This window comes from Bacillus sp. AK128 (assembly GCF_053903075.1).
Genome location: NZ_CP096379.1, coordinates 3,770,506 through 3,788,887 on the forward strand (window position 1 = coordinate 3,770,506; position 18,382 = coordinate 3,788,887).

At 36.3% G+C, this 18,382-nt stretch carries 20 protein-coding genes; 5 read left to right on the forward strand and 15 right to left on the reverse strand.

What is annotated here, in order from left to right; translation table 11 throughout:
• Window positions 1–519: a hypothetical protein gene (locus M1D60_RS19030; protein ID WP_456276402.1), complete on the reverse strand. Its 519-nt coding sequence runs from the start codon at window positions 517–519 to the stop codon at window positions 1–3.
• 173 nt (window positions 520–692) lie between these two features.
• Window positions 693–1,148, reverse strand: coding sequence for an NUDIX hydrolase (locus tag M1D60_RS19035; RefSeq protein WP_456276403.1), 456 nt, complete (start codon window positions 1,146–1,148; stop codon window positions 693–695).
• Between the two features lie 201 nt (window positions 1,149–1,349).
• Between M1D60_RS19035 and M1D60_RS19040 the strand changes: the two genes are divergently transcribed.
• Entirely contained in the window at window positions 1,350–1,970 is a 621-nt protein-coding gene (locus M1D60_RS19040; protein WP_456276404.1) for an NAD(P)-dependent oxidoreductase, read from the forward strand.
• Window positions 1,971–2,263: 293 nt separating this feature from the next.
• On the opposite strand, the gene M1D60_RS19045 is transcribed toward M1D60_RS19040, so the two are convergent.
• The 8 genes from M1D60_RS19045 to M1D60_RS19080 form a co-directional block, all read right to left on the reverse strand.
• Entirely contained in the window at window positions 2,264–3,937 is a 1,674-nt protein-coding gene (locus M1D60_RS19045) for an alpha/beta hydrolase (protein WP_456276405.1), read from the reverse strand.
• Window positions 3,938–4,422: 485 nt separating this feature from the next.
• Window positions 4,423–4,686 (reverse strand): CPCC family cysteine-rich protein, encoded by a 264-nt coding sequence (locus M1D60_RS19050; RefSeq protein ID WP_456276406.1) that lies wholly within the window; start codon window positions 4,684–4,686, stop codon window positions 4,423–4,425.
• A 217-nt stretch (window positions 4,687–4,903) separates the two neighbouring features.
• Window positions 4,904–5,446, reverse strand: coding sequence for a DUF3267 domain-containing protein (locus M1D60_RS19055; RefSeq protein WP_456276407.1), 543 nt, complete (start codon window positions 5,444–5,446; stop codon window positions 4,904–4,906).
• Between the two features lie 153 nt (window positions 5,447–5,599).
• Window positions 5,600–5,815 (reverse strand): hypothetical protein, encoded by a 216-nt coding sequence (locus M1D60_RS19060; RefSeq protein ID WP_456276408.1) that lies wholly within the window; start codon window positions 5,813–5,815, stop codon window positions 5,600–5,602.
• A gap of 84 nt (window positions 5,816–5,899) precedes the next feature.
• Window positions 5,900–6,682 (reverse strand): MBL fold metallo-hydrolase, encoded by a 783-nt coding sequence (locus M1D60_RS19065; RefSeq protein WP_456276409.1) that lies wholly within the window; start codon window positions 6,680–6,682, stop codon window positions 5,900–5,902.
• A gap of 160 nt (window positions 6,683–6,842) precedes the next feature.
• A complete protein-coding gene (locus tag M1D60_RS19070; RefSeq protein ID WP_456276410.1) occupies window positions 6,843–7,271 on the reverse strand; it encodes a hypothetical protein in 429 nt (142 codons plus the stop codon).
• Window positions 7,272–7,336: 65 nt separating this feature from the next.
• The gene (locus tag M1D60_RS19075) at window positions 7,337–7,786 is read right to left on the reverse strand and encodes a hypothetical protein (protein ID WP_456276411.1); all 450 of its coding nucleotides are present in this window, start codon (window positions 7,784–7,786) and stop codon (window positions 7,337–7,339) included.
• 104 nt (window positions 7,787–7,890) lie between these two features.
• A complete protein-coding gene (locus M1D60_RS19080; RefSeq protein ID WP_456276412.1) occupies window positions 7,891–8,283 on the reverse strand; it encodes a hypothetical protein in 393 nt (130 codons plus the stop codon).
• Between the two features lie 305 nt (window positions 8,284–8,588).
• Between M1D60_RS19080 and M1D60_RS19085 the strand changes: the two genes are divergently transcribed.
• Entirely contained in the window at window positions 8,589–9,128 is a 540-nt protein-coding gene (locus M1D60_RS19085; protein ID WP_456276413.1) for a DoxX family protein, read from the forward strand.
• An 87-nt stretch (window positions 9,129–9,215) separates the two neighbouring features.
• Here the strand turns inward: M1D60_RS19085 and M1D60_RS19090 are convergent, their stop codons facing one another.
• Both M1D60_RS19090 and M1D60_RS19095 read right to left on the reverse strand, forming a co-directional pair.
• Window positions 9,216–10,229 carry a FecCD family ABC transporter permease gene (locus M1D60_RS19090; RefSeq protein WP_456276414.1) on the reverse strand — a complete coding sequence of 338 codons (1,014 nt, stop codon included), beginning with the start codon at window positions 10,227–10,229 and terminating at the stop codon, window positions 9,216–9,218.
• Entirely contained in the window at window positions 10,229–11,284 is a 1,056-nt protein-coding gene (locus M1D60_RS19095; protein ID WP_456279495.1) for a FecCD family ABC transporter permease, read from the reverse strand. The genes M1D60_RS19090 and M1D60_RS19095 overlap by 1 nt, the downstream gene beginning before the upstream one ends.
• A gap of 225 nt (window positions 11,285–11,509) precedes the next feature.
• Between M1D60_RS19095 and M1D60_RS19100 the strand changes: the two genes are divergently transcribed.
• Entirely contained in the window at window positions 11,510–12,505 is a 996-nt protein-coding gene (locus M1D60_RS19100) for an iron-hydroxamate ABC transporter substrate-binding protein (protein WP_456276415.1), read from the forward strand.
• Between the two features lie 154 nt (window positions 12,506–12,659).
• On the forward strand, window positions 12,660–13,256 hold the full coding sequence (locus tag M1D60_RS19105; RefSeq protein ID WP_456276416.1) for an MSMEG_1061 family FMN-dependent PPOX-type flavoprotein: 597 nt from the start codon (window positions 12,660–12,662) through the stop codon (window positions 13,254–13,256).
• Between the two features lie 113 nt (window positions 13,257–13,369).
• Here M1D60_RS19105 and M1D60_RS19110 read toward each other — a convergent pair whose 3' ends face one another.
• Entirely contained in the window at window positions 13,370–14,629 is a 1,260-nt protein-coding gene (locus M1D60_RS19110; RefSeq protein WP_456276417.1) for an ATP-binding protein, read from the reverse strand.
• 207 nt (window positions 14,630–14,836) lie between these two features.
• Window positions 14,837–15,400 carry a CBO0543 family protein gene (locus M1D60_RS19115; RefSeq protein WP_456276418.1) on the reverse strand — a complete coding sequence of 188 codons (564 nt, stop codon included), beginning with the start codon at window positions 15,398–15,400 and terminating at the stop codon, window positions 14,837–14,839.
• Between the two features lie 163 nt (window positions 15,401–15,563).
• On the opposite strand from M1D60_RS19115, the gene M1D60_RS19120 reads away from it, so the two are divergent.
• Window positions 15,564–16,961, forward strand: a complete 1,398-nt coding sequence (locus tag M1D60_RS19120; RefSeq protein WP_456276419.1) for a PAS domain S-box protein — start codon at window positions 15,564–15,566, stop codon at window positions 16,959–16,961.
• Between the two features lie 200 nt (window positions 16,962–17,161).
• Here the strand turns inward: M1D60_RS19120 and M1D60_RS19125 are convergent, their stop codons facing one another.
• Complete coding sequence (locus tag M1D60_RS19125) at window positions 17,162–18,172, reverse strand: DUF3231 family protein (protein ID WP_456276420.1); 1,011 nt, start codon at window positions 18,170–18,172, stop codon at window positions 17,162–17,164.
• Between the last annotated feature and the right edge of the window lie 210 nt (window positions 18,173–18,382).

Consider the following 18,382-nt stretch of genomic DNA (forward strand, 5'->3'; position numbering starts at 1 on the left):
TTAATATCCAAATTCAATAATAGAATGAAAAATATCTTTATATATTGAACGAAAATCGCTTTCCGATTTTAAAGGTTGTGGTGGAACAAAAGTCCAAGTTTTTTCTCCCTGTTCGCTTTTAAAATACCCTTGTGCAAAAGCCATACTTTCACTTTCTTTAAGGTCGGTAATAGTAATATCTTTATCCATAAAAACTTCGTATGGCTCATTTAACCCAATAAAATAAGTTGGATAAGGTAATTCTTGATATAGTTCAGCATATTTGGCTTGTGACGTTTTTGAAAATGTTTCTTCCATAACAAACAAAGCATCATAATAATTTATATTATCAGATAATTCATCTATATTTACTTTAATCCATTCTATATTTTCAAAATCATAAAGTGGTTCTGTTCCTACTATTGCAATTTTTAATGATTGTTCTAAGGTTTTATTTTGTTCATGCGATTTATCATTTGTTTGGGAACACCCAACTAATAAAAACACAGTTAATAAAACCATTATATATTGGAGTTTCATTATTAGCCCTCCCAGCTCCACAGTCATATCAAATAAATCCATCCTCTTATTGAATTATTATTGCTTACTTCACAAGAAAAGAAAGGTACTGATCCTGCGTCGATAAGTACCTTTCATACTTCCACATTAGCACCCTTTACGTTATGTACACTTCTTTAAACACTTGTTATTAATTATGGTGAAATTGATAGGGAATATTGTTTAATGAGGTTTTTTATTATGGGATTTAGTCCTTCTGGTAACTCATTAGCTTTAAAAAACTTTGCATCATGAGTTTCTTTACTGTCTGCTTTAAGAATTCCACCCTTTATATCTTTCGAAATATATGCAACTGTAACTGGATAGAATTCATCTCCGTTTGTTAATTTAACATAATGCTGTTTCCCTGAAAAAACTCCTACTAAATCAAGTTTACCTACTTCAATGCCAGTTTCCTCATATACTTCTCTTCTTCCTGCTTCTTCTGTAGATTCGCCTAATTCCATGAATCCACCTGGAACTCCCCAAAGTCCGTCACTGCGTTTTTGTAATAAGAATTCACCTTTCTCATTGATTACAGCTACTGCAACTCCAACTAAAATTAATGGTTGGTTTCCAACCATTGTGCGTAAATCTTCTATATACCCCATATTGTCCTCCTGAAAAAAACTCTGTTTTATAACATATTTTGACAACAGTAAATAATTCCCCTTCTTTTTCCACTACTTTTAATCTAATCATTTTAAAAGCGATAATCCTTCTTAAATCAACGCACAAGGTATCTGGATAAGACAATAAAATAACTTTTATAGTAAAATATTATTAGTATTGATAAAAGGAGCCATATACTTATGAATATTCTAGTTTTAGGTGGAACTGGACGTGTTGGAAGTCATCTGGTTACTTACGCCCTTTGTGACAGGCATCATGTTACTGTTTTAGTTCGCACTCCAGAAAAGATTCAAATAACAAATGAAAATTTAACCATTATTAAAGGGAATGTTTTAAACAAAAATGATATAGAACGTGCAATGCACGGAATTGATGTAGTTATTAGTGCACTTAACACGGATGGTACAACCACTCTATCTGAAAGTTTGCCACTCATTATCGAAGCAATGGAAAACGAAGGTATTAATCGAGTAATCACTATAGGGACCGCGGGGATTCTACAGAGTAGAAATACGCCAAAATCTCTACGTTATCAATCAAGTGAATCAAAGCGAAAGTCAACCCGTGCTGCGGAAGAACATCATAAAGTTTACGATTTGCTTAAACAAACAACCCTTGATTGGACAATTGTTTGTCCTACGTATTTACCGGATGGAGAAAGGGTAGGAAAGTATCGAATAGAACGAGATTTTTTACCGAAGGATGGAGCTAAGATATCCGTACCGGATACAGCAGAATTTGCATATAAACAGATAAAAGCAAGCGAATTTATAAAATCTCGTGTAGGTATTGCCTACTAATTTATTCTTCTCTCATATTGAATTATCCCCGTTTGTTTTTGTTGAAAAAAACAAAAAAATACAGCTGATGGATCTTTTAAAGTCAATATGACAAATAACTTACCCAAGTGTATAACATGGTTATATAAGGAAAAAACAACAGACCAAATCATATGCGATTTGGTCTGTTGTTTAGTATTCTATTACATATGTTTCTCTACAGAAACGAATTCGTTTACCCGAGTAGAGGTTCCTTTTATCACTAATATTAGATCAATTGGAAAACTAGCTGGGACTTCATCCCCTCAAACCAACTACTGATTCAAATACATAAACCGTTCCATATAATACATAAAAATTTGATTATAATAGTTAGAGAAATAGAAGTCACCGTTGTGACCTGCGAATGGCATCATGAATAAAATGGAACCATTGTTATTTTGATTAAGATACGTTTCATCAAATTTTGTTGCAATGGATGAATCCACGACACCATCTGCTGTACCCTGAAAAATTAACGCAGGAGGACTATTCTCAGTAACTAGTAACGCTGGATCGATTAGTTCGTCTGTACCATCAATCCCAACATTTCTTGCTAAGCCATTTGCCGGATACACTGGGATAATCCCCTTAACTTTTAAAGCAGGATTCAATATGTCGGTAAACTGACCACTTGCCAATCCAAGCCCTACGGCATTAGCTAGCTGCCCTCCAGCTGAAGGCCCAGATACGAATACTCTATCCAAATCCCCTTTAAAGTCATCATTATACTCAACCAAATAATTAGTAAAAATACCAATGTGCCGAACCATATCGTCAATCGTAAAGTCTGCCACAATATTGTCAGGCACAGGTGCAAATTCCACAAACTTATCCTCGCTGCTTAACCCATACTGGACATCAAAAACAACATAGCCCTGGCTAGCAAAATACTTATTTACCTCTGCATTGTTTCCTGACCCTTTATCCCCAATGGTCCAACCACCACCATGAATTCGAATTAACACCGCTCGATTACCAGGGAGATCGTTGCCATTTTCAGGTGGTAGATAGGAATCAAAATATAATCTAATATCCTCGTCTACACCTTCCACCCCTTCATAAAACAAAATGTTTTCCTTCAACGTATAATCCTCTGTTCTTGTGCCGAAGAAATAATGTGGTAGTGAAAAAGGTGTGTTTAGGAAGTAAGAACTTACCTCGTCTGGGATCCCTTCTTCCCAGTCCTCCCCAAATACCCCCGAAAACTCCTGCTCTGCTTCATTTAAAGTAAATAAAGTTGAAACGACTGGAGCACTAAAACTTACTGCGATCACGATCCCTACAATCGCTAGTGAGACTCTAGTCTTTGTCCGCTTTCTTTTTAGAAGCAAAGCAGTGATTGCCAGTGTACCTATGCTAAAAAATAGTGCATAGCCTGGGAAGAACATTTCGACAGCTCCACCCGTCTTCCCCACTATGAGTTGATAGGTAACAAACATACCAACCAATAGGCACAATGCTAATAAAATTAAAGCTACTAATGCTCTAATTGATTGTTTAGCCTCACTAGACACTCCCACAAACTCAGAATTGGACCTAGCTCGTTTCGTCCAAGCCACAAACGCTCCAAAACCAAGCAACACAAAAAGCATGGCACTTGATAACCAACTAGTAGAAGCTTGGTTAGAAGGATTGCTAGACGCAACGGTATTAATCACCGGTAGCAAAGTCATAGCCAAAATCGTAAACAATAGATACCCTTGATCCAAGGCATATTTGTGACTTGGCAATGCAGCAACTACAATATTTCCTATAAACGTTAGGAGCAGGACCACGCCAAACACATGTAAGAAGCTAGCCATTTGCAAGTCCAATAAAAATAAAATAGTACAAATAATTGAAAGGATATTCAGTACCATCAATACGGATGAAATGATACGTACGGATTGGCGATCAGATTTCTTTTCCTTACTTGATATTGGATTAGATGAACTGAATGAAGGCATTTCATTTCCCCCTTCTTTTGTTAAGTTATTATTCTATTATAACTTAACAGGAGACGAGGGGACAGGGACCTCGTACCATTTGGCTCTTATCTAATATGTCTTCAATCAAAAAGCTTGGGATGCCCCAAGCTTTTTGTCTTTATTGTGATATTATTTTGGAATTCGATGAATTATCATACTTTTTCGCTTCATAATATGATCCGTTTAGAGATCAGATAAGCACTCGATTTGCTCAATAAGCGGAGGAACTCCGCTTAAATAGAAAATACCATTGAAAATGGCTCAAATAGACGGAGAAATTCCGCTTAAAGACTCCAAAAGCATGAATATAGAGGATTTTGCTTGGCATAACCGGAAATCCTCCCCTTATTTTGCCTCAAAAGAGCTTCGTTCTGAATTTAACCGGAATTTCTCCGTTTATTTTACTTTCTCTGGTTACTTAATTAAGGTCAAGGCAGCTTATTTGCATCCTTCCCTTGAACAAGCTATAACAGCTTCCAATCGGAATCTTTCACATCATCTTTGTTTGGTTTTCTTACAAACTTAATACACCTTTCCTCGCAAGCCCCAAATAATATATAGTTTTTCTGTGCTTGCTTTAAAGATGGGATATTAGCACCACCCTCATAATCAGGGTCATCATATTGTACTCCATCATCTTCCCAGAAACAGATACTGCATATGTCATAGGTTCCAGGAGGTTGTTCATCTAGTGTTTTATAGCCACAACAAGGACAAGTATATTTCATTTAATCACCCCTAATAATAAAAAGACTGCTGATGTTTGTACTTCTTAAAAATAGGTGTATATATGCTCTCACATTGGAATTCCATAAGTTGAACTTGCTAATGTGTACCACGATTATCTAAATTTAGTAGCTGGTGCTTTTATATAATTGAAACAGGCTAGCCAGCCTATCATGCCCAACTCAAACTAACTTAAGTTCATACGTATTTGAGTGACTTTTAATACTGTTTTATTTGGTAATAGCCTCTGCAAAAAACTGTATTCTTGGGTTTAATGGCAATTAGAATTGAATTAATTATATCTGAGCAAGAAATCAGAGTGTTGATCCAAGCAACATATAATAAGACTAATTTAATATTTCCTAATACATAGTACGATGTAATGACAGGCACAACCGATAATACAATAAAGGGCAAGCTCATAAAGACCCAAAATCTACCTTTGGAGAGAATTGCATTTGTATTTATCCAAAAAAATATACCGCTAAACGTTAGGCTAATATCACCTCTTTTGTTTATGACCAAGATGTGTAGATATTCATGAATGATGAAGACAAGGGAACCTGTTATGATGAGTAAAAATATATTAATAGTAGTGAAACTTATAGTAAAGAAGTTTGGTATCAGAAATATGATGATCTGAAGTACGTATACAAACTTCATATAATGTTTTCGATACCAATTATTTTGAATGAAAGGAGTCCATTCTGACAAATCCATACTTTTCTGTGGTAAGTGTCGAAACCAAATGATCATAGGCATCCACCTCCTTCATTAGAAAATTATAAAAGGTTCATGAAATATACCTATTTGTTCATGGTTTTTGAAATGCCTAGCCAACAATCATTTTGAAGCGTCTTGCCCAGTCAGTTAAATTTTCCGTAAAAAACAATAATCAGTTTTTTAGCACTTCTATTATTTTCTTAACTCGTTTAAATCAGGAATACGTTTATAAATATCAGATACCTTTTCTAAAATCTCTAATCTCATTGTATCTCCACCATTTCCCGTCATAGCAAAGTTAACAAATCCATAGATCATTTTTAACAATGATTTAGCATCATCTTCTGTAAGATGATTAACAGCATCTAGCGTATTCTCAAACTCATCAGTATCAATAGTTTCCTTCAAATTAATCCCTCCTTACTATAAAGCTAAGATGTTCAATAAAAAGGATGCCAACTCCTTCTACAAAACTTCTGTTTAATAACACTATTAAAACTGAACACTAAAACCATTAAACTTATGGATTCCTGTTCCGAATTTAGTAAGTTTATTTTCTCTTAAAAACTTAACTGCAATTTTTACTTCTTCTAAAATTTTGGGTTTAAGCCCTAAAGTGTTATGTGAACCATAAACCATTGAAATGTTTGTGATTTCAGAAATCTTCTCCAACGAATTGACTAAATCCACAGGGTTTGTTGATGGATAAAAAGCATATATGGGGGTTTCATCATATAGTAAATCCCCTGTAAACAAATAACCATTTGCTTCATCAAAAACGGATATATGACCAGGAGAATGTCCAGGAGTATGATAGATTATTAAATTTCTATTCCCCAAATCGATTACATCGCCATCAGCTAGCAACCCTGTTGGTTCCCCTTGAAATGGTTGATATGTGTTCGGATTGAATGTATTCGGAGTAGGCAATGTTATATCTCTACTAACATCTCTTCTTATTTGTTCGATTGATAAGCCTTTTATTCCATTAACTAACCAATCCTTATCTCCCTCATGAACATGTATCTTTTCAAATTCGCCATGACTTCCAATATGGTCAGTGTGGACATGAGTAGTGATCACTTCAACTGGTAAGGAAGTCAACTGATCAGTAATTCTTTTTATATTATCAATTCCAAGACCAGTATCAATGAGTGCCGCTTTTTGGTCGCCCAATAATAGAAATGAGTGTACCTTCTCCCAATGCCCATATTCACTAATTGCGTATGTATTACTATTAATCTGTTGCACAGTAAACCACAAATCTTTAATCATACATTACCTCCCATATTATTTAACTCCTTTACTTGTTCTACATTCTAACCCAATAACCTTTGCCTCTTATTGAGCTAATCTTAGAGCTTAATAACTTCAACTAAAGGCGCGATAATCCTTCTAGGATCATCGCGCCTTAAATTAAATACCATTCCTTCAGTTAATGAGCTGGAATTATGCTATCTAACTCCATTATTTCCTCATCAATTAGTCTCTTTAGTTTCTTTACCAAGTCATCTAGTTGATTAAGTTCTGTAATGATAAAGATATTTGATCGCATATAATAAGGTTTATCTTTTTTATTATCAGCTATTACTTCTAATCCGATGTGCCCTCTGCTATTATGCTTAAAGAATCTAATGGATAAGAAATGAGTGACAATTTCTGTATCATTACCTGATGTCCAGGTATATTCACTTGTTCTGGTGTGGGAAAAATCGATTATCCCTTTTCTTAACTCCTCGAGTTCATCATTTGTAGTATAAAAATCTATATATACCTTGCACCCGTTGCCTTTAAACTCCATTTGTACTTCATAAAAATCAACGTCTTCCCATATCTTTGTCAATCTAATACTAGGTTCAGGCATTTTGTAATCTCCTCAATTTACGATTTACTTAAAATTTATAAACACCCGTTCAATAAGTAGACTACTTATTGAACTTCAATTACAAAAGCAAAACTTGAACTACCTTTTTCCCAACTTGCATGGACATCGTACACATATATACCTTTTTCTTTTGGTGCTCTTAATACATTATTACTTCTTAGCGAAACTTCATCTATCTCATTATCACTAGTCCAATTACTAACCCCCAATGAATTTTCGTTAGGTTCTTTTTTAAATTCTATTTTTATTTTAGATTCAGGTGATACAACCACAGGTTTGAGTCCTTGATCCTTAACAAGTTCTGGCGGTGAACTCGTATCAGCACAAATAGAGCTAAGCAATCCATCCCAACAATATGAACCTTGTACCACTTCTACTCTTTCACCTTCAGCAGTTATAGTTGGTTCTGGTGGATTTGTATTAAATAATCCGATAACAAAGTAAATGCTCATCCCTAATAAAACTAACACTATTAAGATAATCGATTTTTTCATAAGTTTCCCCCTAAGGTATATCCTTTCTTGAAAATCTAATCTTACTGTATTAGTAAAATCCAACAATGCTTTAAACCTTATCCACAGCCTTTATTAATATTTTTTTAGTACCTTATAATCTTTAGTACATCATTAGATGGGGTAAGTTCTGCAACGGAAAAATCAGAACGTTGGCGTTGTATTTCAGCATATTGAACAACACTGTTTTCATAAAGAAAAACCAATAAATATATATCGTCCCTACTAGCTATATCGCTTGGATCTTTGAAATCAACACCTAGCTTCTTATTCATATCTTCTTGAGGAGTATAAGGTGTAATGAAAATTGCTTTGTCCCAATTAAAATTTGTCAAATCATTTATAGCTAGTTCACTATTATGTTCATCTTCAAAAAAGGAATTAATCGAGTCCTCTAATTCGGTATTTCGTTGAACACTACTTTGACTACACCCTACAAAAATCAGAAGAGCCAATATAACTACTAATAAACGTTTCATTTCTGATTACCTCACTTCTAGTTTTCTATCTTTTAGTTGAAGAACTGAATTTTTATAATCCTTTAGTATAATTTACCATATATTTCTTTAAATCCTTGCGTTTTCTCAAAATCAACTATTCTTCGAGTAGATCCTTAGAGACTACCTCTATTTCTGTCTATTAAAAAATTCTAAGTAGTGTGATTCACATCACAGCCAAGTAATAAGGAATGCTGTAAATTATAAGTAAGAACTAGTTCAAAACAATTTGTGAAAAACTTCACAATATAACAACTTCCCGCAAAGGGACATAGGAGGAAATCATCATGGTCAACTTTTTAAGAAATAATAAAATAAGTGCATATATCTTAACAGCTTTACGATTTTATTTAGGATTTACGTGGATGGTCGCAGGTTGGGGAAAACTGACTGGTGGTGGATTTGATGCAACAGGATTCTTAAAAGGAGCAATTGCTAACCCTGTCGCTGGCCCAGATGGGATTGTATATGGTTGGTATGTTACATTCTTAGAAACAGTTGCTCTACCAAATGTCGGTCTCTTTAACTTCTTAGTTCCAATGGGTGAATTCTTAGTAGGCTTAGGTTTAATCCTTGGTTGTTTCACAACGGCTGCAGCGTTCTTCGGAGTAGTGATGAACTTTGCTTTCATCCTTGCTGGAACGTTGAGCCATAACCCAACTGACATCCTGATGGGAATGATCATCATGGTAGCTGGTTATAATGCAGGTCGATACGGCTTAGACCGTTGGGTGTTACCACTCATTAAGAAGGTAATCGTAAGAAACACTAAAAATCCAGACACTCCTAATACGGATGGGGAGAATCGTAAGGTAGTTGCTGCTTAGTATACGTCATACAAAAAAGGTCAAGGCATTGGTAAAACACCAAGCCTTGACCTTTTTGTTTATGAAGGTTCACTACTTTTGTTCCGTTTAAGCTTTCATCAATAAATAGATAAAATAAGGTGCTCCAAGGGCCGATACGACGAGACCGACCGGTATTTCAGAAGGAGCCAGTAGATTACGCCCAATTGTGTCTGCAACAAGCAGCAGCAAAGCTCCCATCAGTGCTGAAGTAGGAATTAACATTTGATGTTTTGTCCCCACAAGCCCTCGTGCTAAATGAGGCGCAACCAGTCCCAGGAAGGCGATTCCTCCTCCAACTGCTACACAAGATGCGGCTAATGCCACTGATAATAGTAACAACGTTCTTCTTTCCCTCTCCACCGCAGCCCCTAATCCAGTAGCGATTTGATCGCCTAAATTTAACACATTCAAATAGCGTGACTTATAAATTGTTAATGGGATTAAAATAAGAATCCAAGGCAAGGTAGATAAAACGTACTTCCAATTCGTTGCCCAAATACTACCGGAAAGCCAAATCGTTGCTTGCATGAAATCCTGTGGATTCATTCGTAATTGAAAGATAATTAAACCAGCAGCGAAAGCTGCATTGATTCCAATTCCGACTAAAATTAACCTTACTGGTGTCACACCTTTTTTCCAAGCTAGCACATAAATAAGAACTGCAGCCGTGATTCCACCGATAAGGGCAGCTAGTGGCATGATAAAAATCGACAGTGATCCCATTGCAAACGAAGTTCCCTGGAAAAAATAAATGAATAACACAACGGCGAGTCCTGCCCCTGAGTTGATTCCTAAAATACCTGGGTCAGCGAGCCCATTTTGAGAAACACCCTGTAAAATCACACCCGAAACAGCAAGTCCAGCTCCAACTAAAAGCGCAATCACCATCCTTGGTAACCGGAATTCAAACAGGACGAGTTCGTTCCCCTCTGTGCCAGCACCGAACAATGTTTTCAACACTTCGAGAGTAGAGATTTTTGTAAAGCCTAAATTCAAGCTAACCAAAAACGTTACCAAAATAAGAAATAATATAATAGCCATTACGATAAATGGATTTGATAGTAATGCTTTCTTCTTCATTACAAACCTCTCCTTTCCCTACGTGCAAGGTAGAGGAAAAACGGTACACCAATCAACGCAGTGATTGCTCCAACTGGAGTTTCAAATGGGGCATTCACCATTCGGGCCGCAATATCTGCGACGACTAACAATACAGCTCCTAACACTGCCGCACACGGAATAATCCAGCGATAATCGACACCGACCAATGCACGAGTAATATGCGGGATAACCAATCCGATAAAGCCAACTGCTCCAGCAATTGAAACAGCCGCTCCTGTTAATAGCAAGACCACAATCGTTCCAATCAATTTCACTATAGTCGTGCGCTGTCCGAGTCCCTTCGCCACATCCTCACCTAGGCTAAGCACAGTGATGGAACGTGAAAGCATGAAGGCCAGGGATAATCCAACAATGGCAATGGGAATCATCAAGTGAACACTGATCCACTTTGTCCCCGCTACTCCACCAGCGAACCAGAAGCTCACGTCCTGCGCAATATCAAAATGAATCGCTATTCCTGTTGAGATGGATTGTAAAAAGGCCGTAACCGCCGTTCCTGCTAATGCTAGCTTGACCGGTGTTAAGCCCCCTTTTGAAAAGGCTCCAATCATAAAAACAAAACCCGCACCTAACCCAGCACCGACAAAAGACCAAAGCGTTAAACCAATGGTAGATAGATTGGGTGAAAAAGCAAACGCAATCGCAATCATAAATGCTGCTCCAGAGGTTACTCCCATAATAGAAGGAGACGCAAGTGGATTACGTGTCATCCCTTGCATAATAGCTCCAGACACGGCTAAAAATGCTCCTACAAAGGCAGCTGCCAAGGCTCTCGGAATTCGAAGCTCTTGAATAATTTGATGCTGAGTCACTTCTGGGTTAAATTGAGTGAAGCTTTCCAGAATCATTTTCAAATCTATATCCACTGCGCCAAAAATGATAGAGGTTATCATACTCACAACTAAAAGGATCAGTCCTAAAACTAATATCGTAGACGCAACAAGAGGACGAGTACTATGGCTTATTAATTCCTCTCGTGCTTCTTTTTTTTGTTCGTTACTCACTTCATCCATACTCATATATATCCGACCTTTATTTAATAATGATTTTCATTAACAATTAAGTATAACTTTCATTTTGGTACAAGGTCAATGAATGCATTGCTCCCTTTTCTCTAGTATGTCACATATTATTTAGGAATTTGGACAAAATATCGCATAGTTTTTAAAAAACCATTGTCAATGATAATGAAAATTGTTATCATCTACAATGAAGAAACACATCTAGGAGGAAAAAACATGTTTAAGTTAAACAAAAATGGATTACTAATTGCCTGTTTCCTATTTATTTCAATCCTATTAGTAGGTTGTGGAAATAACGACGAAGCAGAATCTACAGATGAAGAGCCTGAAGTACAGTCGGAGGAAGTAACCGATGAAAATACAGAAGAAGCAACAGAGCGCGTTTTAACAGATGCTCTTGGAAATGAAGTAACAGTTCCGGCAAAACCAGAAAGAGTTATTGCCTCATACTTAGAAGACCACTTAGTAGCACTTGGAGTTACTCCAGTAGCACAATGGTCTGTAGCAGATGGTGCGTCTGTTCAAGACTACCTGCAAGAATACTTAAAAGATGTTGAAACAATTCCTTACGATTTACCATTTGAAGCTGTATCAAGCTTTACACCAGATCTAATCATTATGCCTGCTGCTTCATCAGTAGAAGGTGGAAAATATGAGCAATATAACAAAATCGCTCCAACCTATGTAATTGGACAAGAAACAAATGAAAACTGGCGTGAAAACCTAGAACGAATCGCTGAAGTATTCGGACTAGAAGACAAAGCAACTGAAGTACTAGAGACGTATGAAGCAAATGCTGAAGAAGCTAGTGCAACAATCAAAGAAGCAATCGGAGAAGAATCTGCAGCTGCTCTATGGTTAGTTGGAGGTACCTTCTACATTGTAGGTGACACTGTATCAAGTGGTTCAGTATTATATCAAGACCTAGGAATCACTGTACCTGAAGTGGTGAAAGAAATTTCTGCTGCAGCTACTGGAAACTGGTCTGAAATCTCACTAGAGAAGCTTGCTACTCTAGATGCTGATCACCTATTCCTAATTAATAGTGATGGTGACGGTGCTGAAGCATTACAAGACTCTTTATGGCAAAACATCCCTGCTGTGAAAAACGGAAACGTATACGAGTACCCAGCAGCATCTAGCTGGTTATACTCTGGACCAATCGCTAACCAACAAATCATCGACGATGTGGTTGAAAGCGTAACGAAATAATATTTTAACAAGAGCCTCTCTTCTCGCCAATTGGCAGTTGAGAGGCTCTTTTTTAGTCTAATCAGACATGACGCATAAAAATCAAGTATTGATAATGATTTTCATTACTGTAAAATAGACAGTATGTGAATTCGCAAAGAAAGAGGGTAGTCTGATGGAGTTAATCAACTTTTCTGCCGATGCCATTACTACAGAAGAAGAGCTTCGTGAAATCGTCGGAACGCCACACGAACATGTCGTTAAAAAAAGTGTTTCGGTTATAGATGAACATTGCAAGAAATTTATTGAAATGTCACCACTGTTTTTCCTATCTACATCAAGTGCGGAGGGACAATGTGATGTTTCCCCCAAAGGAGACTTTCCGTGTGGAATACAGATAGTAAACAACAAGCAACTATTGATTCCGGATCGTCCAGGCAATAGACGAGTAGACTCCTTCATCAATATCCTATCCAATCCGCATGTTGGACTTCTATTCCTCATTCCCGGGCTAGAAGAAGTACTCCGCATAAACGGACGTGCAACCGTCATAAAAAATCCTGAGATTTTAAGCAAGATGAGCCTAAACGGAAAACCACCTTTACTTGGAATTGGTGTCGATGTAGAAGAGTGCTTCATCCACTGCTCACGTGCATTGAAGAAATCAAAAGTATGGAACAGTGAATCCTGGCCGGACATTGAGGACCTTCCTTCTAGTTTAGAGATATTCCATTCGGCTTTGGCACACAACGGAGTGGAATTGAAGAAATAGGAATAACAGTGAAAATGATGACCCAAATTCTAAACTGCAATAATTTATAGTTTTCATTAATAGAGGGATGATGTCGGCTTAACATCATCCCTCTTTTGTTAGTTATATAACTACTAATTGGTTTCGATCACTACTGGCAAAGAAACCTCAACGGTAGTCCCTTCATTTATGGCACTTGTTACATGAACGGTTCCATTCATACTTTGGATCGTCTTTAAAATAACCATCGACCCTAACCCCGTACCCTTTGTCTTATTACTATAGTAAGGTTCACCAAAACGAGTAATCTGTTCAGGAGTCATTCCAACCCCATTATCCTTAATGCTTATTACAATGTTTTCCTTATTCATAAAACTGGCTACATGAAGGTTCCCCCCATTAGGCATCGCTTCAATGGCATTTTTCATGATATTTAATAAACACTGCTTACAATATTCTCGGTTTCCTTTTACTTTTGCATCTATTAGTTCACTTGATAGGTTAATACTATTCATATTTGCTAGAGGAGTTAAGGTGTCAATCAAGCTATTCATTTCTTTTTCTATTGAAATACTCTCAATCTTTTCATCAACAGGCCTTGCAAAGGCAAGGTAATTACTTATAATATCCTCTGCATGATTAATTTCTCTCTTCACATGTTTAAGATATTCTAGTCTTTTTTCTTCGGTAGGATTGGTTTGATCTAATAAATGAACAAACCCCTTTGCAACCGTCAAAGGATTTCGTACCTCATGAGAAATACTAGCTGCTAGCTGACTCACAACCTCCATTTTTTCTAACTTCACGATATTGTATTTTAAACCAATTGCTTCTCGTAAAAGCTCAATAATATAAAGGACACTCAGCATGACAACAGGTGGTAGAACAATAAAATAAAACACATAGGCTTCCGTAATAACAAAGAAGTCAGATATACCTACGGAAATCAAGGTTGTGATGATTCCAACCATAAGGGTAAACAAAGGAGTATATAGCAGCTTTTCCTTCCTACTGAACCTAATGAACTTTTTCGAAAAGATAAAGACCATGACAAAACTGATTACATATACAAGTAGGGTTAAGAAGTTGTACCCATATACGATAAATCTAAAAGTTAATAAGACAACTAATAACACAAATCCTACCGTTCCCCCGCCATATAGTGCGCCTAACAGGAAGGGAATTTGTCTTAAATCATGTACGCAATACTCATCAATATAAATAGGATATTTCATCGTTAACATGATTGGCAAACTCATACAAACGGTAATGAGAATTTTTTTGTAGTGGTGAAACCTTTTCATATGTTCAAAGATGGAAAAGAAGACAAACACACTTACCAAAATATAAAATAAGTTATCGATCACATGATTGTTTATATACTCAAAGTTCATTGATATTCTCCATATTTTTCCTATATCCATTATAGAGGAAGAACCTGCTAGGATCATCCTCATTTCCATATACTTGTTTATTTCTACAAAAAATGGAAAATACCTTCATCAAGAAGCGCCAATAAAAAAAGATCACAGTATGTGACCTTCTTTTGCTTATTATTTATCCTCTGTTTTTCAACATTTGCCCCGTAAGTTGGCTACGTTTTATCTTCGAGCTTTTTCTTCTATTTTTAGTAGTTTATCTGTAAAGGTTTTGACACTCACTCCAATTAATATGTAGTAACAAAATGAATAAATATACTTCCACTTATAATATATAATGAGCTCAAATTTATGTGAAAGTGGTTCTCCAATAAAGGAAAAAACTAACGCCATTACTACCAATGCTACACCATACTCTTTCCGCAAAGGAAAAAATTGGAATATTAACATAATTACAACTGGAACCATTCCTAAATCAAAGGCAAATGCCCCAGGTCCTGGTCTTACTAACTCAACAGGATAGCCCCAAAATCCATAGTCACTTCCTGTTACATCAAAAAGCATTGTCACAAGTGCCACTATCATACCAACTAACATTGTTGAGACAATTCTACTTCGTTTACATAGCACAATATAGACGATCCATGGAACAATCAATATTCCTAATAAAAGCCACCAATTCCATGTTAGAAATTCGTTGTTATACCAACCCTCTTTGTCAACTTTCACTAATTCTGTTTGAATTTTTCTAACTTCATCCAATACTTCCCATTTGTTTTTGTCCATAGGTTCAGCCTTTTTCGTTATTTTCCAACATTGCTGATTAAATTATTCTGCTTATTTAAATAATCAATCCATATTATTTAAGTGTTTTTAAAAGGTGATTACCTACTCTTGCAGAATACTTATATAGAATGCTATTTACAGATTAGAAGGGAAGAAACATACGTTGGAATTAAATGCAGCTGAGATATTAGAACGAATAACAGATGGCTTTTTTTCTTTAGATCAGAATTGGAATTTTACTTATGTGAATAAACAGGCTTCCAATCTATTATTTCGTAATCGTGAAGATTTATTTAATAAAAATATATGGGAAGAGTTTCCTGAAGCTGTCGATTTGCTATTTTATAAAATGTACCATAAAGCTCTCAATGAACAAGTTCAGGTCAACTTCGAGGCGTATTTCCCCCCTTTATTAGCCTGGTTTGATGTTAGGGCCTATCCATCAGATAATGGAATCTCTGTATTCTTTAAGGATATAACAGCCAAGAAGCAGATTGCATTGGAAAATGAGCAGCATTACAAGTCTTTGTTTGAACACAATAATGATGCCGTCTTTTCCTTTGATTTAGAAGGAAACTATTTAAGTGTAAATGCTGCCATGGAAAAATTACTCGGTTATTCGGCTAAGGAATATTTGGGTACTTCCTATACCCCATTAGTAGCAGATGACTATTTAATACATACGAATGAATATTTTACTAGAGCAGCTAATGGTGTGACCCAAAATTACGAAACAATTGCAGTCCACAAAGACGGTCATTCTGTTCCGGTGAATGTGACCAATATCCCTATTATTATTGATGATGAGATTGTTGGGGTATATGGAATAGCAAAGGACTTGACCGAGCAAAAACAGTCTGAGGAAATGCTCTTACGTTCAGAAAAGTTATCCGTTGTAGGTGAGTTATCTGCTTCCATTGCGCATGAAATAAGGAATCCACTTACCTCTCTAAAGGGGTTTCTGCAATTACTAAAGGCATCGTTGGGAGTAGTTCCTGATTATTATGACATTATGACAGATGAAGTATCAAGAATCGAAAGTATTACGAGTGAACTACTTCTACATGCAAAACCACAAGCTCATCACTTCCATCTAGAGGACGTACAAGAGTTAACTGAGCACGTAGTTTCTTTACTTAGTTCTCAAGCATTACTTAATCGTGTTGATATTACACTAATTAGCCAAGATCTTCCGATGATTAACTGTATTGGAAATCAGATCAAGCAAGTATTAATCAATGTCTTAAAAAATGCAATTGAAGCGATGCCAAATGGAGGAGAAATAAAAGTCGATTTGGAGAAAATATCTGACCAGGAGATATGCCTGAGTATAGAAGACCATGGGTGTGGAATTCCTGAAGACTTTTTAAGTAAGATTGGCCTTCCCTTTTACACAACGAAAGAAAAAGGAACAGGGCTCGGTATGATGACTACTTTTAAGATTATCGAGAGCCATGGAGGACGAATAGATATTTCCAGTGAAGAAGGAAAAGGTACTAAAATAAAAATATTTCTTCTAGCCGAACCATTTCTGACAGAGATAGAAGTGGGTAATTTATAAATTAAAGGGCATGAACCCGCTGGCAATTTCTATTATATGATCCGTAAAGCGATAGCTGCTTAGTAAATAAATGAAACACTCAACTTACAGTAGAAAATATAAATGGGTCAAGGCATGGTAACCAACATGCCTTGACCCTTTAATGTAAGACAATAACTGTCTGATATAGATTCACCTAGCCATAATACTAGAGAAAACCACTATTTTTTCTTCGCTAATGCTTTTCTGTCATCTGTAATGGGCGGCTGTTCCATCCAACCATTACTTATTAGGAGATTAGCCCCATCCTCCGCATATTTCCCAATCTCAGCCATTAAGCGGGTGAATTGTAGCATTAAATCTCTTCTTTGGCAGACAGAAAAAGCTGTTCCATAGTAACCAACCGTGACGGCTGCTAAGGATACAACATGAAAAAGCATCAGTTTATCTGAAAAAGGTGCTTCTGTTGAGTTTGAAACCTCAGATGTCCAATTCTTAGGAGTATCAAGATTTTCCTCTGCAAAGATAGAATTGAATACTTCAATATGCTTTTTACAAATATCTCCACCTCTTTCGAAATATTTCCGAAGCTCTTTTGAACGTGCTACCTGACTAAAGGCAATTTCTAATATTACTTTTACTACTGTTTTTTGAGTGTTGTAATAAATACAGCCAATCTCTATTCCGTTTAAAGGTCTTCTCTTCCCAAACCACCCTGTTAGGTAGCTTTGCTTCGTAATAAAGTCACGATCATAAGGTGCATTTATATAGGGTGGACGATTATGTAAGCCCTTCTTCAGCATAACGTCTAAGATTCGGTCATATAACTCCATCGCTTCAGAACTACATTGTCTATAATACTTCCTTTGATCCACTCTAACCGAAGATCCAACGGCAAGTGCATAGCTGTTCATACCATGAAGGGTCATAACATAGAGATATTCCATTAAAAGTGAATCAGTAAACAAAGGAGGTGCATCAAGATTCACATCCTCTTCAGTAAAGCCTATCGGTACCGGATAACTCTCTTGATTTAGAAACACTTTAATTTGCTCTACATGTGACTTTGATAAATCCAGGGCAAATTGCAGAACTGACTCAATTTCTTGATCCTTCACATGTTTCAATGAATGTGAAAGAAAACAAATTGACATACTATCATTTAAATATTGTGTCCAAAGAGTTGATAGCTCTGGTGCTGTTAGTCGAGGATTGTGAGTCATTTCAAACATGGGATCCCTCCAAAGTAAGACATTATTTAAGAACTTCTAGTTATTATTTGTATTAATATGAAAAATCTATTCAACAATTTGGGTTATAAATCCACTCATTAATTTGCAGGGCATCAATTCTTCTTGTATAAAAGAACTGAAATTCTTAAGGTCTACCCTGTTTCCTATATCCTAATGCAATAGGAAAGAATATTATAATCACCACCATGA